We start from the raw sequence: 25,907 nt of genomic DNA, 5'->3' as shown, positions 1-25,907 counted from the left end.
GCAGGCCAACCCTATACGGTTTTGCCGCACCAGCGGCGGGAAAAGGCCTTATAGGATTGGTGAAAACCGATGAAACTTGGCGAAAGCCACCGCTCTTTAACAACACGGAAATCTGTAAACGCGGCACGCTTAGCGGCGCGCCGCACCAAAAGCATTAAGAACGAGCGACAGGCTCGGCCTCATGCCCCGATATCTGCGCCGCCCCCAGGGGCGGCGGCAAACAGACCCATTGGGGTTATAAGGTCAAGCGAATAAGCGCATACGGTGGATGCCTAGGCAGTAAGAGGCGATGAAGGACGTTGTAGCATGCGATAAGCCGCGGGGAGTTTGCAAACAAACTTTGATCCGCGGATCTCCGAATGGGGCAACCCACCCGCAAGGGTATCCCGCCATGAATACATAGTGGCGGGAAGCGAACCCGGGGAACTGAAACATCTAAGTACCCGGAGGAAAAGAAATCAACCGAGATTCCCTTAGTAGCGGCGAGCGAACGGGGATTAGCCCTTAAGTATGTACATTGTTAGTGGAACGGTCTGGAAAGTCCGGCGATACAGGGTGATAGCCCCGTACACGAAAACCTGTATATGTGAAAACGAGTAAGGCGGGGCACGTGAAACCCTGTCCGAATATGGGGGGACCATCCTCCAAGGCTAAATACTCCTTACTGACCGATAGTGAACCAGTACCGTGAGGGAAAGGCGAAAAGAACCGGGGAGACCGGAGTGAAATAGACCCTGAAACCGTATGCGTACAAGCAGTGGGAGCCTACTTTGTTAGGTGACTGCGTACCTTTTGTATAATGGGTCAGCGAGTTAATCTCAGTGGCAAGCTTAACCGAATAGGGGAGGCGTAGCGAAAGCGAGTCTGAACAGGGCGTTCAGTCGCTGGGATTAGACCCGAAACCGGGCGATCTAGCCATGGCCAGGCTGAAGGTCAGGTAATACTGACTGGAGGGCCGAACCCACATCTGTTGAAAAAGATGGGGATGAGCTGTGGCTCGGAGTGAAAGGCTAATCAAGCTCGGAGATAGCTGGTTCTCCTCGAAAGCTATTTAGGTAGCGCCTCGTGTATGACTGTTGGGGGTAGAGCACTGTTTCGGCTAGGGGGTCGTCTAGATTTACCAACCCGATGCAAACTCCGAATACCAACAAGTTTGAGCACGGGAGACACACGGCGGGTGATAAGGTTCGTCGTGGAAAGGGACACAGCCCAGACCGTCAGCTAAGGTCCCAAAATCTAGGCTCAGTGGGAAACGATGTGAGAAGGCACAGACAGCCAGGAGGTTGGCTTAGAAGCAGCCATCCTTTAAAGAAAGCGTAATAGCTCACTGGTCGAGTCGGCTTGCGCGGAAGATTTACCGGGGCTAAGCCTAGTACCGAAGCTACGGACCGCGCAATGCGCGGTGGTAGAGGAGCGTTCCGTACGCCTGCGAAGGTCAACTGGGAAGTTGGCTGGAGGTATCGGAAGCGCGAATGCTGACATGAGTAACGACAAAGGGAGTGAAAAACTCCCTCGCCGAAAACCCAAGGTTTCCTGCGCAACGCTAATCGACGCAGGGTGAGTCGGTGCCTAAGGCGAGGCCGAAAGGCGTAGCCGATGGAAAACAGGTTAATATTCCTGTACTGGCCATAACTGCGATGGGGGGACGGAGAAGGCTACATCAGCCGGCGGTTGGAAGTGCCGGTCTAAGCGTGTAGGAAGGCCCCTTAGGCAAATCCGGGGGGCTACAATTCCGAGGCGTGATGGCGAAGCCCTTAGGGGCGCAAGTGATGGATGCCATGCTTCCAAGAAAAACCTCTAAGCTTCAGGTTATGGGCAGCCGTACCGTAAACCGACACAGGTGGGTGGGATGAGAATTCTAAGGCGCTTGAGAGAACTCGGCTGAAGGAACTAGGCAAAATGATACCGTAACTTCGGGATAAGGTATGCCTGTAAGGTGAAGCCCCACGCGGGTGGAGCCCCAACAGGTTGCAAAAAATTGGTGGCTGCGACTGTTTAGCAAAAACATAGCACTCTGCAAACACGAAAGTGGAAGTATAGGGTGTGACGCCTGCCCGGTGCTGGAAGGTTAATTGATGGGGTCAGCGCAAGCGAAGCTCTTGATCGAAGCCCCAGTAAACGGCGGCCGTAACTATAACGGTCCTAAGGTAGCGAAATTCCTTGTCGGGTAAGTTCCGACCTGCACGAATGGCGTAACGATGGCCACACTGTCTCCAGCCGAGACTCAGTGAAATTGAAATCGCTGTGAAGATGCAGCGTCCCCGCGGCTAGACGGAAAGACCCCGTGAACCTTTACTATAGCTTGACACTGGACTTTGAACCGATTTGTGTAGGATAGGTGGGAGGCATCGAAACCGGGACGCCAGTCCTGGCGGAGCCGACCTTGAAATACCACCCTGGTTTGTTTGGAGTTCTAACCTGGGCCCGTCATCCGGGCTGGGGACAGTGTCTGGTGGGTAGTTTGACTGGGGCGGTCTCCTCCCAAAGAGTAACGGAGGAGCACGAAGGTACCCTCAGCCTGGTCGGAAATCAGGCGATGAGTGCAATGGCATAAGGGTGCTTGACTGCGAGACGGACAAGTCGAGCAGGTACGAAAGTAGGTCATAGTGATCCGGTGGTTCTGTATGGAAGGGCCATCGCTCAACGGATAAAAGGTACTCCGGGGATAACAGGCTGATACCGCCCAAGAGTTCATATCGACGGCGGTGTTTGGCACCTCGATGTCGGCTCATCACATCCTGGGGCTGAAGCAGGTCCCAAGGGTATGGCTGTTCGCCATTTAAAGTGGTACGCGAGCTGGGTTCAGAACGTCGTGAGACAGTTCGGTCCCTATCTGCCGTGGGCGTTGGAGATTTGAGGGAAGCTGCTCCTAGTACGAGAGGACCGGAGTGGACGCACCGCTGGTGTTCCAGTTGTCCTGCCAAGGGCATTGCTGGGTAGCTACGTGCGGACAGGATAACCGCTGAAAGCATCTAAGCGGGAAGCCCCTCCCAAGATGAGATCTCCCCGGGACTTAAAGTCCCCTGAAGGGCCGTCGGAGACTACGACGTTGATAGGCACGGTGTGGAAGCGCAGTAATGCGTGCAGCTAACGTGTACTAATTGCCCGTGAGGCTTGACCTTATAACACCCAATGGGTTTGTGGCCTAAGGCCTGCGCCTTCTTAATGCGAACAAAAACTTTACAGGTTTCCGGCGGCGGGCGCAAGCCCCCCGCACAGGCTTGGGGCAACCCCCCGAGCGCACCGAATTGCTTGGTGACCATAGCGAGCGTGAACCACCCGACCCCATCCCGAACTCGGAAGTGAAACCGCTTAGCGCCGATGATAGTGTGGCAGTTTGCCATGCGAAAGTAGGGAATCGCCAAGCTCCCAAAATGAAGACCCCGGCCTTTTTAAGGCCGGGGTTTTTTTTTGCCTGTGGAATGGCTATTTTTGCTTGGGTAAAATAATTGCCCAATTAGGTAAAATTTGATATTTTCTCATTAGAAATTGTTGGATAATGAATATCTTGCCTTGGCCTGGCCGGCAAAATAGTAGTCTGACATTTAACTACTTGTGCGTTTGCACACAAACTTATAAGCCACAGCAACTGGCTACGGGGATGCTAAACAGGGTCTTTTCTCATGTTTGAAAAATAGGCCTGTGTTCTGCGTATCGCTTATCTTATTGATGATCAGTTAGTCATTGCAACTTTTTCCAGGAGATCAGCTTGAAATCCATTCGGCAACCGTTAAAGCACGGCAAAACAGTATTTGGCACTTGGCTTTCTGTCCGCCAAATAGTGAATTTGGCGGTCTTGGCCGCCCTGTCTCCGCTGACCTTATATGCGAACCCGGATGGTGCGCACATTATCAGCGGCCATGTCGGAATCGACACTTCCACGCCTGGCGTGACTACCGTCACGAATAGTCCTAATGCGATTATCCAGTGGCAAAATTTTAATATTGCCCAGGATGAAATCACCCGATTTATCCAACAAAACAGTCAAAGCGCGGTACTTAACCGGATTATCGGCGAAAACCCCAGTCAAATTTTGGGGCAATTGGTTTCTAACGGCAAAGTGTTGTTGATTAACCCAAACGGCATTGTGTTTGGTGCCGATTCGGTCATTGATACCCAAGGCTTGGTCGCCTCTAGCCTAAATTTAAGTGATGAGGATTTTTTAAAGGGCAATTATCATTTTATGGCCGGGTCAAGTGCGGGGGCTATCGTCAACGAAGGCCTGATCCGTGCGGGTAAAGATGGCAATATCATTTTGATAGCCCCCTCCATCACCAATAATGGCATTATCAAAAGCGAAGGTGGGCAAATTACCTTGGCGGCTGGGCAAGAGCTGATTTTGACTAATCTGGATGACCCTGATATTCGTTTTGAGATCCAAGCGCCGGCTGATACCGTGTTAAATTTGGGCAAGTTACTGACGGAAGGTGGGGCGGTCAATGTTTTTGCCAGCACAATCAAGCATCAGGGTGAAATCAATGTCGATAGTGTCGAAGTTGATAGTCAAGGCCATGTCAGATTAGTTGCCCAACAAGAAATTACTTTGGCCGAAAACAGTAAGGTGTCGGCAAATAATAGCCATGGCGATGCGGGTACGGTGTTGCTTGAAAGCAAGACAGGCAGTGTGACGGTTGCCGGAACCGTACAGGCTGACGCGGTGGCGGGTAAAGGCGGTACGGTACAGATTTTAGGCGAACAAGTTGCCCTATTGACTAAAGCGCGGGTAGATGCGGGCGGTGGCCAGGGTGGCGGCGAGGTTTTGGTTGGAGGTGACCGGCAAGGCAAAAATGCGCAAGTCCATAATGCCCAAGCTACGTTTGTGGCGGCGGATGCCCAGATTCACGCTGATGCCAAGACTCAGGGCGATGGTGGTAAGGTGGTTGTTTGGGCGGATAAAACCACCCGTGCTTATGGGCAGATTTCCGCTAAAGGCGGTAGTCAGGGCGGTAATGGCGGTTTTGTCGAGACATCAGGGCATTTTTTGGATGCGTCAGGCATCCAGGTTGATGCTTCAGCCGCGCACGGCAAAGGAGGGCAATGGTTGCTGGATCCCAGTAACATTACTATTCAGCAACGTGGCACCGATACCCATCTGAAAGATGGCCCAAATTGGACAAACGATGGTGGCGAGGGGTGGCTAACTACCGACAGTGTGGAAGCGGCACTGAATGCGGGCACGTCGGTTAAGGTGATGACCGGGACTGACGGTAGCCAAGACGGCAATATCACGGTATTGAACCAAATCATTAAAAGTGCGGGCGGGGCGGCGACGCTGACCTTAGAGGCTCATAATGACATTACTATTGATGCGGCGATAAGGGTAGCTAAAGGCAGCGACAGTGGGGCATTAAGTGTTTGGTTGACACCGGATTCGGACAGTTCGGGCGAGGGTAGTGCGGCGGTCAACCAGCTCATCGACTTAAATGGCGGTACATTGACCTTTGACGGTAATGGTATTATCAATGGCGACCATACTGGCGTGTTAAGCAATGCCGATTTGGCTATCGTTAAAGGCGCGGTGCAAGCCGATGGCCTGTTGGTTTCGGTAGGGGAGGTCACTGTTGGCCAAGGCACGACATTAACCCTGAATCACGGTGCGATTATCGGTACGCTCAGCAATAGCGGCACGCTGAATAATAATGCGTATTTGGGTATGGAGACTTTGAACCTGTACAGCGGTGCGGTATTACAGGGCAGCGGTGTTGTCGATGTGACGCAGGCCTTTAATTTTTATGCAGGCGCAAGTTTAGCGGGGACTGGCACTTTGGTGACGGAGGCCAAGACCACCACGACGCTTAAAGATTCGGGCACACTGACGCTGGCTAAGCAATGGAATAATAAAGGCACCGTGGTTTGGCAGCAAGCGTTGACGCTAACGGGTAGCGGCACGTTTAACAATTTTTCCGGTGGGGTCATTAACATGGCTACCGACGGGGCTGGCGAAATCGCCACTACGGTTTTTAATAATGATGGTGCTGTTAATCTGTCCGGTGGCGGAAGCTTAACAATAACGGCGGCCAGTGGGCATAGCGATACCGGCAGCTATGTGGCAGATAGCGGTTCGGCGCTGTATTTTTCAAGCCAAAACCGTACATTTGGCACCGGGGCTTCGGTGACGGCTGATGCGGCTAAAGTGGTGTTTACCGATGGCGGTGAGTATCGCTTTGTCTCTGGGTCGCATTATCAGGCGGCTGAGACTGATATTGACGGGGCATCGCTGAGTTTTAAGACCGGCAGCACCTTGGTGCTGCCTATAGTCAGCATCAGCAATAATGCAAGCTTAACCAGTAAGGATGATGTTGAGATTAGCCAAAGCCTAGGGTTTTCTTCCGGGTATTTTTTGGGCAATGGTTTGTTAACGACCCAAGCAGGCTCTACCACTACCTTAGCGGATGGTTCGGCTGGGCTGTATAAAAATTGGGCCAATTACGGGCAAGTCAATTTTGGTGTGATAGCAGGGACTAACCCCCTTAATAATGGCTCGACACTGGCATCGGTCAAAAATTGGGATAACTATGGCACGATTGTCTGGCAAGGCGCAGCGGCGGATAACAATAGCTTAGCTAGCCAGATTATTTTAACTAACCAAGCCAGTGGTATCATTTCATTTACCGGTACGGGGGCGGGGAGTGTCCGGCAAATAACGTTAGGCCAGTTTAATAATAACGGCAGAGTAAATATTGCCGACGGCAGCGTCCAAATTACCAGTGACGGCGCTGACACCGGAAGTTATCATATAGCGGCGACCGGACAATTGCAGTTCCAAGACGGCACCCGCGTCTTTAAAGGGGCAAACATCAGTAGCGAGACACCGGTCAGTTTTAGCAATGATAAGGTTTTTGTTACGGGCAATACGGTACTGGATGCGCCAGAAACGGTGCTTGACGGCAGCACTTTTAATCTTTACAGCGCTTTGTCCTTAGGCAAATTGACCATGACAGGCGGATTGCTTGACAATACGGACAGTCTGACGACCAGTTCGCAGTTTTCTTGGTCGGGTGGGACGTTAGCAGGGGCTGGCCATTATCAGTTTGCTAACGGTTTTGCCTATAGTGGCGGCGTAATGGCGGCGACAGGTACGGTGCAGATTACCGATTATAGCGGCTTATTGACCTTGCCGGCGATGCCGTCCGTCAACCGCTTGACGGCTAAGTCTTCAGGGCAATTGCTGTTGACGGGCGATATTACGGCAAATGGGGGCGATAGCGCCATTGTCTTGGTTGCGGATACGCAGTTTATCAATGATGCGGGCGCGAAGCTGGCTACCCCGCATGGCCGCTGGCTAGTGTACAGCACTGCCCCGGACACTACGGTTTTGGGCGGTTTAATGGCTAAATTTAGCCATTATGGCTGTACATTCGGCAGTTTGTGCCGGGATGACGGCTTTAATGTTGCGGCGGCTATGGGTAACGGCGTGCTTTATAGCGCGTCGGCGGTACTTCCTGACGGAGCGGTAAGCCAAGAATCCGCCAAGGAACAAAATGAAACTCTGGTTTTGCTTGGCCCCTCACCATCGGGTAGCGTAGCCGGCACTTTCGGGCCGGTGAGTTCAGGCCCCGTTGTGATAGCGACTGATGGGGAGGATGACGTAAATCTGGGCAACACCGCTATAGGTGCGGTAAGAGCCGCGGGCCATAAGCCGCAGAAACAATGTAATTAACCCGTTAGGCGAAAATTTCTTATGTATACCCCTATTTCCTTCACTATCAGGCGGCTAGGTTTTTGTTGCTGGCTGGGGCTGAGCATTTCCGCCGCTATGGCTGACCCGAAAGTGGTCGGCAAAGTCAGTTTTTCGCGCGGCAGTAACGCCGCCCAGCAGCCAGGGGGTACGCCGAGGATTTTAGGTAACAATGCCGAAATTTTTGTCGGCGATAATATCCAAACAACTGAGCGTAGCTTCGTTATTATTGATTTTAATGATGGTGCTAAAGTGACTGTGCGCCCCAACAGCAATTTTAGTGTTGACCAATACGGCCAGCAGGCTGCCCACCCACAGGCGCAATTGACTTTGCATGAAGGTGGCTTGCAAACCCATACCGGAGCGCTTGCCAAACAAAATCCTGATGGCCTGCAAATTAAAACCCCCTTGGCGACAGTCAAAGCCCAGGAAGCGGATTATTCGCTACGGATTTGTGGCAAAGATTGCCAAGAAGAAAATAAGGCGGTACAAGATCAAGCCGAGCTAACTATTGTGGCGCGTATTGTTGATATTAAAGGCCAGGTATCCGCTAAAAACCTACAGGCGGGCGGCGGGGCGGTAGAGCGGCAATTGACCTTGGGCAGCCCACTTTACAGCAGTGATTCTGTGCAGAGCCAAGCCAATAGTTATGCGTTGATGGTGTTTCGTGACGGTGAGAAAATCACTTTACAGCCCAGCAGCACGCTGCGCATCGCCGAATACAGTTACCAGCGTCCAGGCCAACCTGACCATGCTTTATTCAGTTTGGCCGTGGGGGGCTTACGGGCATTGACGGGCAGTATCGGAAAAACGAATAAGGCGGCTTATGCGATTGATACGCCAGTCGGTACGATTGGTATCCGTGGCACGGGCTTTGACTTAAGCTGTATCGGCTCTTGCGTCAGTGCGTCGGCGGCCGATACGGATATGGACACGATCAGTGCCGGACAAGTCGACGGCCTTTATAGTCATGTTTGGCAAGGGGAAATTGTCGTTAAAAACACTCAAGGTGAACATGTCCTGACCGTGCCGGAAAACGGCTATATTGGCGGCCCAAACGGCGGGCTTTGGAAACTGCCCGAACTGCCCGCAACCTTGCCCGATAATCTGACCCCAAGGCCAGATAAAGATCATAGCGTTGTTGATAAGCTGTTTGTTAAGCCTTCCGAAGCTAAAGTGCCGACAGGGCTTTATGTGGATGTCCATGGTGGGCGGGTGAATTTGGAGCAGAACAATGCCCGCCATCTGGAGGTCGGCAAGGATCAAGTGGCTTACGCCGGATCGCCGGAGCGTATGGCGGTATTGCCAAAAGTGCAGCCATTCCAAGAAGATGACCCTTATTTAGAGGCGGGTGAACAAGATAATTCTGATGCCGATATGGCCGGAATCCCAGCGAATAGCTGTGATAAGTAATTTTCGGCAGTTTAACCCTTCTGCAAAAACGCATTTATGAAATTATTACTACCCACTTGTTTATCTTCAGCGTTGCTGGCCGCTGTGTGCTGTTTGTCCAGTGCCGTAACGTGGGCCGCCCCGCCGCCTGCTATCCGCTTTATGGTTAACCGCTTTAGTATCGAAGGTGCCGCACCGCTGACGGTGCAGGCGCTGGAGCGGTATTTTCAGCCCTTACAGCAACGCCAATACACCCTTAAAGAGTTGCAGGATGTCAGCAAAGGCTTGGAGGCTTTGTTGCGTGATGCGAATTTGCCGTTTTACAGCGTCATATTACCGCCACAAACGTTAGATGCAGGTACGGTTAAGTTTCTTATCAAACCTGTCGCTTTAGGCGAAGTCACGGTGCAAGGCAACCACTATTTCAGCAAAGACAATATTGTCGCCAGTTTGCCCAATCTGCAACAGGGCAAGCCGCCTGTGCCCGGCGATTTGTCGCAAGCGGTCAAAGTTGCCAATAAGCATCCTGCCAAGCAAGTCCAAGTCACTTTTAAGGCAGGGGCAAAAGCCGAGCAGGTGGATGCGAAAATTAATGTTAAAGACTTACGCCCGTATCAGGCGACTTTGAACTTAAACACTGTAGGGACTAAAAGCACGGGTAATTTTCGGCTGATCGGTGCGTTGCAGTACAGTAACCTGTGGGGCTTAGATCATATTGTTAACGCCAGTTACACGACCTCGCCCGACCATGCCGATACCGTCAAACAATACGGGGGCAGTTATAGCTTGCCGCTGTACGGCCTAAAAGGTTGGTTGAGCGCTTATTACGCCTATTCCAACGTCAATGCCGGGACAATCGCCAGTGATTTGACCGTGACCGGATCGGGGGAAATGTACGGTATCCACTACCAGCAATTTTTGCCCAAATGGGGGGCTTATGAGCAGTGGTTGGATATAGGTCTGGATAACCGCGATTTTGTCAGCGACATCCGTTTTCAGAATGTGCCTATCGGAACCCATGTCCGCAGTGTGCCTTTCAGCATCCAGTACAAGGCCGAATACCCGTGGCGTAATGCCCGGTTCGGTTATCAGGCGCAATGGGCGGGCAATACCCAATTAGGCGACCACAATAGTGCTACGGATTATACGGCGGTGCGTTCTGGGGCTTCGCCCGAATGGAATGTGTTGCGTTACGGCGCCAATATGGGCATTAATCTCCAGCAATGGCAGCTACAGACTATTTTTATCGCCCAATACACCAGCAATTCACTGATTTCCGGTGAGCAATTAGGCATAGGCGGCAGTTATGATATCCGTGGTTATCAGGAGCGGGAAACCAGTGCCGACCGTGGCGAAATTGTTAAAATTGAAGCGACTACCCCGACTTGGCAGCATGTCAATTTATTTGTGTTCTATGATTACGGGCATGGTGTGCTGCAAAGCTACACGCCTGGCCAGCGGCGGGATTGGTCGTTAAGCAGTACTGGGGTCGGGGCGGCTTGGCAATGGCAGCAAAACCTCCAGGCCAAAGTGGCTTATGCCGATGCCCTAGATGATGCGGTGTCCACCCGCGCCGGTGATGGCCGTATCCATGCCAGTATTATCTTGCGGTATTGAGGTACGCATTAGCGGGTAAAGCGGGGGATAAGAAACCTGTTTTAGCCCGTCCTATCCTTTAGCAGGCATAAAATAACATCGGCGCTTATCTGAGGCAGTTTTGAGTTGGGGATATTGTCATCCCAAAGGCGGCGGGCAAGATACCCGCGCTCCGAGACTGTATTTGCCTAGGTTATTTCATGCCCATTGTTTAATCATAACGCCAATAGCCGTATTTATTATGATTTAGGTGTGTTGTGTTCGCTCAGATACAATTCCAGTACTGTTTTGGTGCGCAGGTTGTTTTGGCGGATGCGGATGACTAAATTCATAAACAGCTCACGCAACACAAAATAACCTTTCTCTGGATATTTTTCCATAAAGCTTAACATTTGTGAGCCGTCAACCTTGGCTATTTCACAAGCTGTCAGTGCCGTGACTTCGGCGCTGCGCGGTTCGCCGTCGAACATTGCCAGTTCGCCAAAAAAATCGCCTTTCGCCAAACGCGCCAAGCCCGGCAACACCCGGTCAACTTCGCCGCCGATGCAAGTGCTGATTTGTACTTGTCCGTCCAGAATAAAGTAGACATCTTGGCTGACTTCATTTTCTTTTAAAATAATGTCATCGGGTTGATATTTGACTTTGCTAAATTGCACTGACTCAATAAAATCGGGGTCATCAAGTAAAATCACTAAATTTATCATGGCGGTGTTAACTCGTAGAAAGTGAAAAAAAGGCTATTATTAGCAATCAGGGTGATTGGCTATTATGGGAGATTATAGACCATGTTAGCCATAATGGGTGTCGGAAAAAAACAGTCGGTAACGTTAATGCGTCACAATGGCTTTCAGTGTTCAGAAAAATATAAATGATCGCGTTTTTTAAGCGGATTCTGGCGGGTTCCGTTTTGGCTAAGTCTTTTTAGCGGATGTGCTGGACGGAAAAACCAATATTCAACTGCTGCCAAATCTTATTACATACGGCGTTCTGCAAGCAATTCTTCCGTTTGCCGTCATCTCAAAAATCATTGCAATTATGCCCAAGCGGCGTATACCTACACCGCTTGGGCTATCTTACTGAAAAATAGCCTGATTTAAAACAGCCCGGTAATCCTACCGTCATCATCAATGTCGATACGTTCGGCTGCGGGTACTTTCGGCAGGCCCGGCATGGTCATCATATCGCCTGCGATGGCGACGATAAAGCCCGCGCCGTTGGCGAGCCGGACATCGCTGATTTCGACGGTATGCCCGGACGGTGCGCCTTTGCTGTTCGGATTGGTGGAAAACGACATTTGGGTTTTGGCCATACAAATCGGGAAAGTGCCGTAATCGGCTTGCCAAGCCGCCAATTGGGCTTTGACTTTGGCGTTGGCGGTGACATTTGCCGCCCCATACAGCTTGGTGGCGATGGCTTCGATTTTTTCCCATAAGCCTAAGTCTGCATCGTAGACGAAGGTAAAAGCCGGCTCGCGGTTATCGACTATCTCAGTGATAGCCACCGCCAAGCTTTCCGCCCCGGCACCGCCTTCCGCCCAATGCTTGGAAACCACGCAGGCCGCCCCTAAGGCTGCGCATTGGTTTTGCAGCAAGGCGATTTCGGCTTCGGTGTCGAAGGTGAAATGGTTGATGCAGACCACACAGGGCAGGCCGTAATGTTGGGTGATGTTGTGGTAATGGCGTGCCAGATTGGCAAAACCTTGTTGCAGGGCGATCAGATTTTCTTGGTTCAAGGCATCTTTAGCCACGCCGCCATGGAATTTTAATGCCCTGACCGTGGCGACCAAGACCACGGCGGCAGGTTTCAGGCCGGACATGCGGCATTTGATGTCGATAAATTTTTCTGCCCCCAAATCCGCGCCGAAGCCCGCTTCGGTGACGACGTAATCGGCCAGTTTTAAGGCGGTTTTGGTGGCGGTGACGGTATTGCAACCGTGCGCGATATTGGCGAACGGGCCGCCGTGGATGATGGCGATATTGTTCTCTAAGGTTTGCACCAGATTCGGCTTGATCGCGTCTTTTAATAAGGCCGCCATAGCACCGTGGGCCTTTAGGTCACGCGCATAGACAGGGGTGGTGCGGTCGGATTTATAGCCGATGACAATACGCCCTAAGCGGGCTTTTAAATCGGCGCGGCTGGTCGCCAGGCATAAAATCGCCATCACTTCGGAAGCGACGACAATATCATAGCCATCTTCACGCAAATAGCCGTTGGCGGCCCCGCCCATGCCGACCACGATATGCCGTAGGGCGCGGTCGTTCATGTCCACCACCCGTTTCCATTGGATGCGGCGTGGGTCTATGTCCAGGGCATTGCCGTGGTTGATGTGGTTATCAATCAGCGCCGACAATAAGTTGTGCGCCACACCAATGGCGTGGAAATCGCCGGTAAAGTGCAGGTTAATGTCTTCCATCGGCACGACTTGCGCGTAGCCGCCGCCCGCCGCCCCGCCTTTAACCCCAAAACACGGCCCTAAAGACGGCTCACGCAGACACATAATGGTTTTTTTGCCGATGCGGTTCATGGCATCGCCCAAGCCGACGGTGGTGGTGGTTTTGCCTTCGCCGGCTGGAGTAGGGCTAATAGCGGTGACTAAAATCAATTTGCCGTCGGTGCGGTCTGTGAGGCTGTTGATGTATTCCAGCGAGATCTTCGCCTTGTAATGGCCGATGGGGTCAAGATGTTCGGCGGCTATGCCATAGTGTTGGTGGGCAAGGCCGATAATCGGCTGCATCTTAGCTTGTTGGGCGATTTCTATATCAGACATTCTTTATCCTGAGTGGTGGGGTGTATTGCACAAAGGGCACACAGCGGGGGGCTGATAAAGCCAAGCGGTTTACACGGCTTTGCTGGGTGGCCTGAGGCATTTTACCGGACATTTTAAACGCCTATTTTACTGCTTCTGAGCTAATCTGGGGGAATTTTTCCAAGCGGGCGGGTAATTGTTGACTAAACTACTGGGTATAGTCATAATCAGGGTTGGTTTTATTGATAGAGGATGTTTATTTATGGCTGATGCAATCATTTTTACCGACAGTGCCGCCAGCAAAGTCAGTGAATTAATCGCCGAAGAAGGTAACGATAACCTGAAGTTACGCGTGTATGTTTCAGGCGGCGGCTGTTCCGGTTTCCAATACGGTTTTACGTTTGATGAAGAAGTGAATGAAGACGATACCAGCGTCGTTAACGGCGGGGTGACGGTGCTGATTGATTCGATGAGCATCCAGTATTTGGCGGGGGCGCAAGTCGATTATAAAGAAGATTTGTCGGGTGCGCAGTTTGTGATCCGCAACCCCAACGCCACCACCACTTGTGGATGCGGGTCGTCGTTTTCTATGTAGTTTCCAAGCGCAGCAGATAACGTCATTAAGGGACGTTATCTGCTAGCAAGCCGGATAAATCCCGCCTAAGACCACCGCTTTATCGGCGCCGGTCACTTCTTTCAGGTTGCCTGGCAAACGCAGTTGGGTTTGCCGTGCCAACCATGCAAAGGCCATTGCTTCGACATGGTCGGGGTGGATGCCGAAAGCGGCGCTGGACTGTACCGGGCAGGGCAGTTGTTGCGCCAACAGTTCCAACAAATAACTATTATGCGCCCCGCCGCCGCAGACGATGGCTTGGCGGGTGGCGGGGGCGTAGTGTTGGATGGCGTCGGCTAGGGTTTGGGCGGTGAGTTGGCACAAGCTGGCTTGGATGTCTTCGGGGCGGTAGCCTGTAGGGTCTGCCGACTGTTCCAGCCATGCCAAGGAGAAATACTCGCGCCCGGTGCTTTTCGGTGGCGGAAGTCGGAAATAGGGGTCGGTGCTTAAAGCCGCCAGCCAATCGGGTTGGATATGCCCTGTTCTTGCCCAAGCGCCATTTTGGTCATAGCGTTGGCCTTGGTGGCGCTCTATCCATTCGTCCATTAAGCCGTTGCCAGGACCTGTGTCAAAACCGATGACCGGATCGTGGCTGTTGCCGGGTAAGAGGGTGATGTTGCCGATGCCGCCGATATTGATAATACAGCGCGGCTCGCCAGGGACACTGAACACGGCTTGATGGAATGCGGGTACTAGCGGCGCACCCTGGCCGTTAACGGCTAGGTCTCGGCGGCGAAAATCGGCGATGGTGGTTATGCCGGTGCGTTCGGCAATGACATTAGGGTCGCCGATTTGCAGGGTAAAGGGATAGTCGCCGTCGGGGGCATGGTAGACGGTTTGGCCGTGACTACCGATAGCTGTGATGGCGGCGGCGGGCAAACGGGCTTTGGCCAGTAAGGCGTTGACGGTTTCGGCAAACAGGCCACCGAGTTGCCGGTCAAGTGCGCCGTAAGTTTTGAGCGGGACGGCGGCATCGGCGGCGCTGATAGCGGCTATGGCGGCTTTTAGCGCCGCAGGGAAGGGCTGGTATTCAAACTCGACTAATCGGCTGTGGTTGCCGCTGAAATCGACCAGGGCGGCATCAATGCCGTCAATGCTGGTGCCGGAGATCAAGCCGATGTAATAGTCAGGCATTAGCGGTAGTTGGGTTGGTTTTTGGCAAATAAGGACTTGGCTTTGGCAGAATACAGTTGCGCGACGGCGACTTTGGTCTGGTCTTTAAAGTCACGCAAAGCATAGCCATTTAAGGCCATCTCATTGCGGGAGGCGCCGGAGCTGACGGTTTCGGGGTTGCGGTGGACACCGTCGACACGGAATTCATAATGTAGATGCGGCCCGGTCGCCAAGCCGGTTTGGCCGACATAACCGATCACATCGCCCTGGCTGACGCTATCGCCTTCTAACAGGGAGCGGCCAAAGTCGGACAAATGCGCATAGACGGTTTCAAAGTGTTCTCCATGTTGGAGGATGACGACTTGTCCGTAACCGCCTTTCCGGCCCATGAAGGTGACCGTGCCGTCACCTGCGGCTTTGACGGGCGTACCGATACGAGCGGCGTAATCGACCCCTTTATGGGCGCGGATGCGGTTAAGGATGGGGTGGCGGCGGTTGGCGTTAAAATGCGAGGTGATCCGCGCATAATCCACGGGCGTACTTAAGAAGGCCTTGCGCATGGCTTTGCCTTCGGGCGTGTAATAGTTGACGTTACCGTCACGGTCTTGATAGCGCACGGCGGTCATGACACGGCCTTCGGTGACGAATTCGGCGGCGATAATCTGTTCGCCGTCTGTGCCGCTTTCGTAAAGGACGGTGAATTCGTCGCCGACATGCAGGTTAGTGGCGAAGTCGATGTCCCACGCGAAAATATGCGTCAGTTGGTCGGTCAGCGCTTCCGATAAACCGGCTTCCATCCCAGCATCCGCCAATGACGAGGTGATCACGCCGTGGGTGGTGGTGTAGTCGTGCGGGCCGTTGTCTACCGGAGGAGCGTTGTCAATGTTTTCTGACGGCTGTTTGTTCGGTAGGAACGAATGGATACGGGTGTTGGTTTCGCTAGGTTCCGCGAAGCTGTTGTTGTTAAACGAGGCCTGCATTGCGCCATTCGCGGGCGCTAGCGGTTCAAGCGCGGCCATTTCGGCGGTTTCTGGCGTGGCTAATGGATTTTGGTCAACCCATTCGGCGGGTTGTGCCAATTGGCGTTGTGCATCATCATCTGCCTCGGTTTGGAGAAATTGGTTGTTTGAGGGGATGTGCGGGATAGTGACTAAAGGCGGCACTATGGCTTCCAGATGTCGGCGGCCTGCGTTCGGAGTTCTTCTGTGGTTGAACAGGCGTTTTTGCGTATAGGGTACATCACGCATGGCATGGCCACGCTTTAGTTGCGACAGCAGTGGCCGTAAGGTATGGGCGGCTTGCGGGCGCAAGAACGCGTGTTTGGCCGGTATCAGCGCGTGGCTGCTGGGGCGGAAAGCGGCGTGTTTTAGCGTGGCGCTATGCTGGGGCACACGGGCTTGGGCATGTTTAGTCGCCGCTGCACTGGCTGTAGGGCGTGCTCGTGGCTCGCTTTGCTTAACCGCGATGACGCTATGCTTACGGCCTGGTTTGGCCACCGCTGCCGGGCTTTTTTTAGCACTGGCATGAGCGGGTTTGGCATAGCTAGACGTGCTTGCTATGACTAAACCGACACCTATCAACAATGAGGTATAAAATTTATTTTTCACGAAACGTTACGTTAAGTAGTTGAAATAATTAAGAACGCTAAGAAACATTGTTCTTCGTGGGCATTTTAAGGGTTTTATGGCATTTTACCAAGTTTTATTCATCGCCTTTGCCAACCGTTTTGCCTATAGGCGACTTAATAATTCGGCTTTTTTACTGCTGAATTCCGCATCGCTGACAATACCTTTATCGCGCAATCCGGCCAGTTTTTCAATGGCTGCAAAAATATCGCCCTCTTGTGCGGTTTGTGCCGGGGCGGTGGGCAGGGGCGGTAGGTTGGCGGTATTGCCGGACGGCGTAACGGCAACATTATCTATGGAGATGACGGGTAAGTTTTGGACATCGACCATGCCGTATTGGCTGTTGAACGTGACCGAGCTGCCGCCCGATTGTTGCTGGGAAAAGCCGCCGATTTGGTGGTCTAAGGTGTCGTAAAGGGTAACGTGGCCATTAGCTTCAATGGCTAAACGGCGGATAGAGGCAAAATACGCGTAGCGGATGTGATTTTGCGAGCCGGTGCTGTTCGGGTTCATCAAGCCCTGCGGCCACCAATTGCCGCCCGCCGAAGCGGCAAACAGGCTGACGTTTTGGCCATGGCCTTGGCTTTGGATGGTAGGGGGTTGCCAGATGGCCGTTTGGTTAGCTAAAAGCGTGGACAATTCTTGGCACAAATTGCTGACGCTGTTTTTGAGGCCATTATTGAACATATCGCCAATCATGGTCATGCCGCCGCGCATCCATTGCCCGGAACCGCCGAATTCGGGGTGGCTGAACTGGGCCATAGAGCCGTTGCCGTTTTGCACCGATTGCAACATGCTAAGCACCGCATCGACGCTAAAATGGTAACGTTGGGCGATGGCATTAATGATTTGTTGGCCTTCAGGGGTAAGTTGGGACATGGGAATTCCGCGTAAAGAGGGGTAATGCAGGTAAAATCAGTTGGGCAACTGATCCGATTGCTAGCCAGTTTAATGCAATAGCTAAGGAAAAGCACGAATTAGCGGCGCTTTTTTTCTTAAATTAGGAGGCGGCTTGACCAACCTGGGCAGTTGGGCAAGCCGTTCACTGAGGCATTTAGAGTGCGTCAGGGTTTTGGCAGTTGGTCAAACAGCCAAAGTCCTGTGCTATACAGAGGCGGGATTTCCTAGCATTGCGCCAGAGCGGTTACTACTTAATAAACAACATTTCTTGGTAAGTCGGGAATGGCCATAATTCGTCGGTGACTTCGCTTTCTAAAGCATCGGCATAACTGCGGGCTTCGTCCATCAGCGGGCGGATGGTTTGGGCGCAAAATTGCATGTGCGCTTCGGTGTCGGCAAAGTCGTGTTGGCCGATAGCGGTGCTGAGTTTGTCAACGGTTGCCATCAGAGTATTCAGTAGCGTGGAGATTTTGATCAGGGTTTCGCTGCCAAGTTCAACGCCGTTAGATTTTAAGCTGCTGATGGTGCTGGACAACTCGGCCAAGTATTTGACGACTGCCGGGTAAATGCCGGTTTTGGTCATGCTGACGACCAGTTTGGCTTCCACTTCAATCGCCAGAATATACTGCTCGGCATAAATGTCGAAACGGCTGGCCAACTCGACGGGCGACAGCACACCTAAGCCCTCAAACAATGCTTCAATCGGTTTTTCTTTCAAAACGGGCAGGGCATCGGCGGCGGTACGCAGGTTTCTTAAGCCGCGTTCTTCAACCGCCATTTTATGCCATTCGGCGGAGTAGCCGTTACCGCCAAACACGACCGCGCCATGGTTGTCGATGATTTCTTTCAATACCGCCAAAATAGCAGTATCTAAGGTTGCACCTTTAGCCAGTTCTGTTTCTAGCGCATCGGCAACCCAGTTCAGCGAATCGGCCAGCATGGTGTTCATGGCAACTAAAGGGCCGGCTACTGATTGGCCGGAACCGACCGCGCGGAATTCGAAGCGGTTGCCGGTAAAAGCGAACGGTGAGGTGCGGTTACGGTCGCCAGCGTCTTTGTTAAAGGTCGGTAGGGTTTTGATGCCCAAATCCATAATTCCGGCATTTAAGGAGCCGGTAATTTCGCCTTTGCTGATTTGCTCGAACACGTTATCGAGTTGTGAGCCTAAATAAACCGACATAATCGCTGGCGGCGCTTCGTTGGCACCTAAGCGGTGGTCATTGCTGGCGGTGGCGATGGCGGCGCGTAATAAAGGGCCAAATTTGTGCACACCCCGGATAACCGCTCCGCAGAACAGCAAAAATTGGGTGTTGGAATGTGGGGTGGAGCCTGGGTCTAATAAGTTGCCTTGGGTGGCGTTACCGACTGACCAGTTGACGTGTTTGCCTGAGCCGTTTATGCCTTTAAAAGGTTTTTCATGTAGCAAGCACACTAAGCCGTGTTTTTTCGCGGTATTTTTCAGTACCGTCATCAGCAGTTGCTGGTGGTCGGTGGCGACGTTGGCAGATTCAAAAAACGGCGCGATTTCAAACTGACCGGGGGCTACTTCGTTATGGCGGGTTTTTGCGGGGATACCCAGTTTATAGAGTTGTTCTTCGACATCCTGCATAAAGACTTGGACGCGTTCAGGGATGGCACCAAAATAATGGTCATCAAACTGTTGGCCTTTGGCGGGGGAAGTGCCAAATAATGTCCGTCCGGCCAGTAACAGATCAGGGCGACCACTGACGAAGTTGGCATCGACCAAAAAGTATTCTTGTTCCGCACCGCAACTGGAATTAACCGGAGCAATGTCGGTATGGCCCAGCAGTGACAACACCCGTTTGGCGGCTTTGTTCATGGCGGCGTTGGCGCGTAACAGCGGGGTTTTCTTATCCAGCGCTTCGCCAGTCCAAGACACGAACACCGTGGGTATGCACAGCGTCGCGCCGTTATCGGTGGTCATGATGAAAGCAGGGCTGGTGACATCCCACGCGGTGTAGCCACGCGCTTCAAACGTCGAACGGATACCGCCGTTAGGGAAAGAGGAGCCGTCCGGCTCGCCTTGTACCAGGACTTTGCCGCTGAATTCGGAAATGACCGAGCCATCGCTTTGTACGGATATGAAACCGTCGTGCTTTTCGGCAGTGGCATTGGTCAGCGGATAAAAAACGTGCGCATAATATAAAGCGCCTTTTGACAAGGCCCAGTCTTTCATGGCCAGCGCGACAACATCGGCAATGGAGACATCCAATTCCGAACTGGTTTCAACCGTTTTTTTCAATGATTTGAAAACTTCCTTAGGTAAGCTTTCTTTCATTTTATTTAAGGTAAAAACATCACTGGCCCATAAGCTGTCCAAAGAAGACGGTGCTTTAGGGGGCATCGGTTGGCGGTTGGTGATGGTTTGGATCGCTTGGATGCGTGCGGCATTTCCAGTCATTAATTTGCTCCTGATTGGCGTTGGAATTGATAAAAAGCAAAAGCAATAAGCGAACCAACTTTATAGAAGGGTTGGAATTTTTAGAAAAACACACGGCGGTGGCTGGCTTTGCTAGTAATAGGGTACGCAATGCTGGTCAAACCGTCGATTTTATGGTCTTTTTCAGTGCAATAGCCTGTTTATCTTGGTGCGTCGACACGCTGTCTGGCGTGGTGTGCTAGGGGCGGTGCAGGCTAGGCTAATGGCCTATAGGCAGAGTAAAGGTAAGGGATTACGCGCAAAAAACAGGGATGTCGGCTGCCGTCCTTGCGTCTGGCCTGATTGGGTTGGGCTTTTAAGTTTGGCATAATATCTGCATTTATTCCGTTAATCTTCCATACACCACTATAACTATAAAAGATGAAGCAATCTGTTGAGCTTGAGCAGTTAGAGCCTTATTTCCAGCAAGTACAGGATATTATCCTGAGCCGTCAACATTGGATCAGCGGTTTATTGCCTGCCAGTACGGCGGTCACCGCCCATGGCAATTATACCGATGCTTGGGTCAGGGACAATGTGTACAGCATTTTGGCGGTCTGGGGGTTGGGGTTGGCCTATAGGCGGGTTGAAGATTTGCCGGATAATCCCAATAAGGGCCGCGCTTATTTGCTGGAGCAGAGCGTGGTTAAGCTGATGCGGGGGTTGTTGGCGGCGATGATGCGCCAAGCCCCGAAAGTGGAAAAATTCAAGCACACACAAAACCCTTTAGATGCCTTACATGCCAAGTATGACACCAAAACCGGAGCGGTGGTGGTCGGTGACCATGAGTGGGGGCATTTGCAATTGGATGCCACTTCTTTATTTTTGCTGATGCTGGCGCAAATGACGGCATCTGGCCTGCGTATTGTCTTTACGATTGACGAAGTCAATTTTGTGCAAAATTTGGTGCATTATGTTAGCCGGACTTACCGCACCCCCGACTATGGTATTTGGGAGCGCGGCAATAAGATTAATCACGGCATTGCCGAGCTGAATGCCAGTTCCATCGGCATGGCGAAAGCGGCTTTAGAAGTGATGTCAGGCTTTAACCTGTTCGGTAAGGGCGGTGGGCAGGCCTCGGTGGTGCATGTCATCAGTGATGACATTGCGCGTACCCGCATTACTTTAGAATCCTTGCTGCCCCGCGAGTCCATTTCGAAAGAAGCCGATTCGGCGGTGCTGAGCATTACCGGTTTTCCGGCTTTTGCGGTCGAAAATAAGGCAATCCGTGACAAGACCGAAAAATTGATTTGCGATAAGTTACAAGGCCGTTACGGTTGCAAGCGTTTTTTATTGGACGGCCACCAAACCGTTATCGAAGACAGTAAGCGCCTGCATTATAATCCGCAGGAGCTGAAGCAGTTTATGCACATTGAGTGTGAGTGGCCGCTGTTTTTCAGCTATTTGCTGTTAAATAAGCTGTTTTCTGGCGATACTGACGCGGCGGCGGAATACCGCGCCAAGCTGGAAGGCTTGCTGGTCGAACATAACGGCCAGAAGTTGTTGCCGGAACTGTATATCGTCCCTAAAGAAGCCATTGCCGCCGAAAAAGCCCAACCCAATAGCCAAACCCGTGTGCCTAACGAAAATATCCCTTTGGTATGGGCGCAAAGCTTGTTTATTTTAGGTAGCCTGATCCAAGACGGCTTGCTCGGTATTGACGACATCGACCCCTTGGGCCGTTATAAGATGCTCAGCCAACGCCAAGACTACCGTTTGCAGATTGCTTTGGTGGCGCAGGACGGCAGTGTCCAAAATGATTTGCTGGCTTGTGGCATCCAAACCCAAACCCTCGCCGAAGTGTCGCCGATCCAAATCCGCGATGCCAGCGAACTGGCGGCGGCCTATACCCATGTCGGCCGGAATGACTGTTACGGGCTGACAGGCCGCCCGTTGCGGCAGTTACGCACCTTGTCAACTTCTAAGCTGTATAGCCTGTCCGGTGAGAAGTTGGTGTTCTTGCCGCAATTCCTTAACCAAAAAGGCTTTTATTTGGCGATGGATAACCGTTTGCTGATAGATCGCCTGCGCTTGGAATTGTCGTACATTTACAAGCATTGGGATAAGCCCAAAAATCCATTGGTGGTGATTACCATTAAGCACAATATGCTGGAAAGCTATAACCGCCAGGTGCTGATTGATTTTATCGAAGAACTGCAACAAGGTACGGTCAACCAAGTGCCGATCACCTTAGGTTTGCTTGGCGATTTTACGGCCACTTCCAATCAAGAAAAAATCAATTATCTGCATGACTTCGAGTTTTCCAAAGCCACTTGGCAGGAAAGCGAGCGGCCTTTTTTTGATGTCCTGCCGTTTGACGCGAAAGAATCCCAACCTTTAGACACACTGTTTTTAACGGTTTGGGAAATCAGTGACGATAAGGCTTTGCTGGAACAGCTTCGGGTTAACAGTAATTTGTATGTGCAATTGGAGGTGCTAAGCCAATTGGGGCTGCGCCACGGTTTGGACTACGCGCCTAAATTGACTGCCGCCGATCAGCCCAACGGCACAGTGCGGGATTTGTTGGAAGAAATTTACCAACGGGCCGGCGACCAACATGCGTGGTATGTGGTCAGGCGCTGTGCCGGCTTGCTGGGCAAATACGACATCAATCTGGAGCAGGCGGCGACCGATATTTTGGTGCGCCAGCATTTGCTGACCGTAGGCCGCGCTTACAGTGGCCGCGCCACCTTGAGCCGCCCCACCGATTCGTGGGAGATTTTGCAGATTATCCGCACCTACAATAATAACAATGCCAGCGAGCTGATTATTATCCAAGAACTGATTATCTATTTGGGCATGTTAATCAAATCCAAACCGGAGCTGTTTGCCGACATGCACACGGTCAGGGTAGGGCATATCTTGCAATTGATCTTGGTCAGGCAAAAACGCGAAACAGGCGGCACTTTAGACCAAGCGTTTAACGATATTCTGTTTTTGTCGCCTTACCAGCTTTCGCAAAAAGTCCGCGAAACCTTGGCCGATTACAGCAATACCGAAAGCCAGCTAAGCCAAGTCGAAGCCCTTAACCATGAAGGCGATTGTGCGGATTTGGGGCAGGCGCGGTTTTCTAAGGCGATGGACGCGCAAGACCATGTCGGCAATGCCGATTGGTATGACTGGCGTGAGCGGCAAGGCAGCGTCGGGCGTGAGAATGATGCCTTTTTTGCCAGTGTCTGGACTATCCTGCACCATTGCAGCGGCTTGATGATAGGTGAAAAGCTCAACAGCAAACGCCGCTTGGACAGCGAGATTATCCTCTCGCAAATGACATCGGGTGAACAAAGTTTTAAGATACATGTCAGCCATTTGCTGAACAAAATCCAGTCGCCCGTGTATCGGCAACTGACGGTGGAGGCGATTAAGGCCATTGCGTCGATTTTCCATACCAATTCGGTTTATATTAACGATACGCTAGTGACCGATGTCATTATCGGCCATGCCGTGCGGATTTGCTGGCTGCAAGCGCACCCGCTGCACCAGGACCATTACGAAGAACATGTGTCGATTGCTTGGCAAGCATTTTACCAACTGCCGCCGCATCGGGTCGCCAACGGCATTTTAGACGCGCTGGTACATTTACTCAATAATAATAGCTTACCTAAAGAAGAGGCAAACGTATGATACTGGCAGGCGATATAGGTGGAACCAAAACCGTTTTATCCTTATTAAGCAAAGACGCGGCAGGAGCCTTGGTTTGCAGGCAGGAGCAGACCTTTTCCAGTTTGGCCTATCTGGAGTTTACCGATATTCTGAAAGAATTTATCCCCCCCGGAACGGCCATCAGTTCCGCCTGTTTTGGGGTCGCCGGCCCCGTGGTCGAGCAACGTTGCCAAACCACCAACTTGCCGTGGTTACTGGACGGGGCGGCCTTAAAAACGTTGTTAGGTACCGAACACGTCAAACTGCTTAACGATTTGGAAGCGATGGCCTTGGGTATGCTGCATTTGCCGGATAGCGAGTTGCTGGAACTGAACCCTAACGCCCAAGCCCAAATCGGCAATATCGCGGTCATTGCCGCCGGTACCGGCCTCGGTGAGGCGATTTTATATTGGGACGGCAGCCGTTACCTGCCGATGGCGACCGAAGGCGGGCATTGCGATTTTGCCCCGCAAAACGAACAGCAGGATGATTTGTTGCGCTATTTGCGCCGAATCTATCCGTTGCACGTCAGTTGTGAGCGGCTGATTTCCGGCATCGGCTTTAGCCATTTGTATGATTTTTTGTGCGAACACGATTTCGCCACCGCTTGTTTGGCGGTGCCGGAAATTGATGACCACGAGGCGGGCATAGACCGTAATGCGGTGATCTCCCGTTTGGGGGTCAGCGGCGAAGATACCCTGTGCGCCGAAGCGGTGCGCCTGTTTGTCGAGTTGTACGGCGCGGAAGCGGGTAATTTGGCCTTAAAAGCCTTGGCGATAGGCGGGGTGTTTATCGGTGGCGGCATCGCCCCGAAGATTTTGCCTGTGATTGAAAAGGGCGGGTTCTTGGCGGCGTTTAAGGCTAAGGGGCGGTTTGCCGGGCTGTTGGATAAGGTGTCGGTTAAGGTGTCGCTGAATCCCCGGACACCGTTGCTGGGGGCTATTTATTATTTTGTGGATTAGGCTTTAGGCGCAGGCGAGGAGGAAGGGGGTTATTTTCTGGAATAATCGATGTTAAAGAGGCCATAACTCGGAGCGTGCCTTTGTGATTGGACAGTTTCTTGGCCAGCAACACTTGAGTGCAAGAAACCAATTTGATACTGTACCGCCATAACTGACCTAACTTATGGAGTCTTATTATGATTGGCACAATTACCGCTCTCCTGATCACCTATTGGTTTTACAAGAGTGCCGAAGCGGTAGGAAAAAACCCCTTATCTTCAGCCGGATTGGGTTTCCTGTCCTATCTGGTCCCCTGCATTGTGTGGACTTTAACCGTAACCCCTGGCTTACGCGATGCAGTTGACCATAATCCAAGCGCCTTGTCCGGCTTGTTTGTCAATTACGCGTATATTTTGGTAGGTACTGCTTGCGCCATCGGGATCAAATTCAGGCATTTTAAACAGCCTAATCCGTGAAAGCCACCCGATAAACTCAAGTGTAGGAATAAAACAATATGTGCGGGCGTTTTAATTTAATAGCCACACCGGATGAAATTATCAGGCATTTTCAATTGCAGAAACTGCCACCCTACCAATCCAGTTATAACATTACCCCCGCACAGAAAATTCTGAACATTGTCGAGTTGGAGAATAAATCCTTAAAAGCGGTCAATTTGTTTTGGGGGTTGGTGCCTTCTTGGTCCAAAGACAGCAAAAATAGCCACCACCTGATTAACGCGCGGGCCGAAACGGTCAGTGAGAAGCCTTCTTTTCGGGCGGCATTCCATAAGCGGCGTTGCTTGATAGTCGCCAGCGGTTTTTACGAATGGGCCAAACAGGAATCCGGCAAACAGGCTTTTCATATCCATCGCCAAGATCAACAGCCCTTTGCTTTTGCCGGACTTTGGGAACATTGGCAATATGAACAAGATACCTTGTATTCCTGCACGATCATCACTACCCAAGCCACACATATCATGCAACCCATCCATGAACGGATGCCGGTGATTATTCCCCCAGATTGCTATCGGCAATGGTTGGATAAATCGGCCGATGAATCACTGGCATTGCCATTGCTTAACAATCAAGCCTATGCTCAAATGGCGGCAACTCCGGTCAGCGATTGGGTAAATAATCCTAGGCATGATGATGAAAGGTGTTTGCAATAACCGCATCCCTATCCATCCGCACACAGACATGAACGGATACAAGCCCGACCTTC

The 25,907-nt window shown here is 51.9% G+C and carries 14 protein-coding genes and 2 rRNA genes; 10 read left to right on the top strand and 6 right to left on the bottom strand.

Translation table 11 applies throughout. From position 1 onward, the window contains the following. Window positions 1-241: 241 nt before the first annotated feature. The 5 genes from AADEFJLK_RS03185 (at window position 242) to AADEFJLK_RS03165 (ending at window position 10,687) form a co-directional block, all read left to right on the top strand. Window positions 242-3,122: ribosomal RNA gene (locus tag AADEFJLK_RS03185) — 23S ribosomal RNA — on the top strand. 129 nt (window positions 3,123-3,251) lie between these two features. Next, window positions 3,252-3,367, top strand: a 5S ribosomal RNA gene (gene rrf / locus AADEFJLK_RS03180). Window positions 3,368-3,709: 342 nt separating this feature from the next. Further along, complete coding sequence (locus AADEFJLK_RS03175; protein ID WP_170065021.1) at window positions 3,710-7,660, top strand: two-partner secretion domain-containing protein; 3,951 nt, start codon at window positions 3,710-3,712, stop codon at window positions 7,658-7,660. 21 nt (window positions 7,661-7,681) lie between these two features. After that, window positions 7,682-9,091 (top strand): FecR family protein, encoded by a 1,410-nt coding sequence (locus AADEFJLK_RS03170; protein WP_103973267.1) that lies wholly within the window; start codon window positions 7,682-7,684, stop codon window positions 9,089-9,091. A gap of 36 nt (window positions 9,092-9,127) precedes the next feature. Further along, entirely contained in the window at window positions 9,128-10,687 is a 1,560-nt protein-coding gene (locus AADEFJLK_RS03165) for a ShlB/FhaC/HecB family hemolysin secretion/activation protein (protein WP_103973266.1), read from the top strand. 218 nt (window positions 10,688-10,905) lie between these two features. Here the strand turns inward: AADEFJLK_RS03165 and AADEFJLK_RS03160 are convergent, their stop codons facing one another. Together AADEFJLK_RS03160 and AADEFJLK_RS03155 are read right to left on the bottom strand one after the other, a co-directional pair. Next, window positions 10,906-11,370: a cyclic nucleotide-binding domain-containing protein gene (locus AADEFJLK_RS03160; protein ID WP_088619451.1), complete on the bottom strand. Its 465-nt coding sequence runs from the start codon at window positions 11,368-11,370 to the stop codon at window positions 10,906-10,908. A 389-nt stretch (window positions 11,371-11,759) separates the two neighbouring features. Continuing rightward, entirely contained in the window at window positions 11,760-13,433 is a 1,674-nt protein-coding gene (locus AADEFJLK_RS03155; RefSeq protein WP_103973265.1) for a formate--tetrahydrofolate ligase, read from the bottom strand. Between the two features lie 178 nt (window positions 13,434-13,611). On the opposite strand from AADEFJLK_RS03155, the gene erpA reads away from it, so the two are divergent. Then, window positions 13,612-14,007 (top strand): iron-sulfur cluster insertion protein ErpA, encoded by a 396-nt coding sequence (gene erpA / locus AADEFJLK_RS03150; RefSeq protein WP_428839015.1) that lies wholly within the window; start codon window positions 13,612-13,614, stop codon window positions 14,005-14,007. A gap of 42 nt (window positions 14,008-14,049) precedes the next feature. Here erpA and AADEFJLK_RS03145 read toward each other — a convergent pair whose 3' ends face one another. The 4 genes from AADEFJLK_RS03145 to AADEFJLK_RS03130 form a co-directional block, all read right to left on the bottom strand. Beyond that, window positions 14,050-15,159: an anhydro-N-acetylmuramic acid kinase gene (locus tag AADEFJLK_RS03145; RefSeq protein ID WP_103973264.1), complete on the bottom strand. Its 1,110-nt coding sequence runs from the start codon at window positions 15,157-15,159 to the stop codon at window positions 14,050-14,052. Further along, on the bottom strand, window positions 15,159-16,745 hold the full coding sequence (locus AADEFJLK_RS03140) for a peptidoglycan DD-metalloendopeptidase family protein (RefSeq protein ID WP_249027959.1): 1,587 nt from the start codon (window positions 16,743-16,745) through the stop codon (window positions 15,159-15,161). The genes AADEFJLK_RS03145 and AADEFJLK_RS03140 overlap by 1 nt, the downstream gene beginning before the upstream one ends. Window positions 16,746-16,868: 123 nt before the next feature. Beyond that, entirely contained in the window at window positions 16,869-17,642 is a 774-nt protein-coding gene (locus AADEFJLK_RS03135) for an SHOCT domain-containing protein (protein ID WP_103973263.1), read from the bottom strand. A gap of 268 nt (window positions 17,643-17,910) precedes the next feature. Beyond that, window positions 17,911-20,085, bottom strand: a complete 2,175-nt coding sequence (locus tag AADEFJLK_RS03130) for a glutamine synthetase III family protein (RefSeq protein WP_103973262.1) — start codon at window positions 20,083-20,085, stop codon at window positions 17,911-17,913. Window positions 20,086-20,484: 399 nt separating this feature from the next. Here AADEFJLK_RS03130 and AADEFJLK_RS03120 point away from each other — a divergent pair, with 399 nt between their 5' ends. From AADEFJLK_RS03120 to AADEFJLK_RS03105, 4 genes are all read left to right on the top strand, one after another. After that, on the top strand, window positions 20,485-23,727 hold the full coding sequence (locus AADEFJLK_RS03120) for a glycoside hydrolase family 15 protein (protein WP_088619443.1): 3,243 nt from the start codon (window positions 20,485-20,487) through the stop codon (window positions 23,725-23,727). Then, window positions 23,724-24,707, top strand: a complete 984-nt coding sequence (glk, locus tag AADEFJLK_RS03115) for a glucokinase (RefSeq protein WP_088619442.1) — start codon at window positions 23,724-23,726, stop codon at window positions 24,705-24,707. The genes AADEFJLK_RS03120 and glk overlap by 4 nt, the downstream gene beginning before the upstream one ends. A gap of 176 nt (window positions 24,708-24,883) precedes the next feature. Beyond that, window positions 24,884-25,162, top strand: coding sequence for a hypothetical protein (locus AADEFJLK_RS03110; RefSeq protein WP_103973261.1), 279 nt, complete (start codon window positions 24,884-24,886; stop codon window positions 25,160-25,162). 38 nt (window positions 25,163-25,200) lie between these two features. Further along, window positions 25,201-25,854 (top strand): SOS response-associated peptidase, encoded by a 654-nt coding sequence (locus AADEFJLK_RS03105; protein ID WP_103973260.1) that lies wholly within the window; start codon window positions 25,201-25,203, stop codon window positions 25,852-25,854. Window positions 25,855-25,907 lie beyond the last annotated feature (53 nt).

This window comes from Methylovulum psychrotolerans (genome assembly GCF_002923755.1).
GTDB classification, from domain to species: Bacteria; Pseudomonadota; Gammaproteobacteria; order Methylococcales; family Methylomonadaceae; genus Methylovulum; species Methylovulum psychrotolerans.
Note: the sequence above shows the minus strand (reverse complement) of the source record. Positions and strands in the feature narration are given on the sequence as shown.

What these genes read in the sequence shown, in the direction of transcription:
- AADEFJLK_RS03170 (WP_103973267.1), top strand. Translation starts at nt 7,682, where the DNA reads ATGTATACCCCTATTTCCTTCACTATCAGGCGGCTAGGTTTTTGTTGC.
- AADEFJLK_RS03165 (WP_103973266.1), top strand. Translation starts at nt 9,128, where the DNA reads ATGAAATTATTACTACCCACTTGTTTATCTTCAGCGTTGCTGGCCGCT.
- AADEFJLK_RS03160 (WP_088619451.1), bottom strand. Translation starts at nt 11,370, where the DNA reads ATGATAAATTTAGTGATTTTACTTGATGACCCCGATTTTATTGAGTCA.
- AADEFJLK_RS03155 (WP_103973265.1), bottom strand. Translation starts at nt 13,433, where the DNA reads ATGTCTGATATAGAAATCGCCCAACAAGCTAAGATGCAGCCGATTATC.
- AADEFJLK_RS03145 (WP_103973264.1), bottom strand. Translation starts at nt 15,159, where the DNA reads ATGCCTGACTATTACATCGGCTTGATCTCCGGCACCAGCATTGACGGC.
- AADEFJLK_RS03135 (WP_103973263.1), bottom strand. Translation starts at nt 17,642, where the DNA reads ATGTCCCAACTTACCCCTGAAGGCCAACAAATCATTAATGCCATCGCC.
- AADEFJLK_RS03130 (WP_103973262.1), bottom strand. Translation starts at nt 20,085, where the DNA reads ATGACTGGAAATGCCGCACGCATCCAAGCGATCCAAACCATCACCAAC.
- AADEFJLK_RS03120 (WP_088619443.1), top strand. Translation starts at nt 20,485, where the DNA reads ATGAAGCAATCTGTTGAGCTTGAGCAGTTAGAGCCTTATTTCCAGCAA.
- glk (WP_088619442.1), top strand. Translation starts at nt 23,724, where the DNA reads ATGATACTGGCAGGCGATATAGGTGGAACCAAAACCGTTTTATCCTTA.
- AADEFJLK_RS03110 (WP_103973261.1), top strand. Translation starts at nt 24,884, where the DNA reads ATGATTGGCACAATTACCGCTCTCCTGATCACCTATTGGTTTTACAAG.
- AADEFJLK_RS03105 (WP_103973260.1), top strand. Translation starts at nt 25,201, where the DNA reads ATGTGCGGGCGTTTTAATTTAATAGCCACACCGGATGAAATTATCAGG.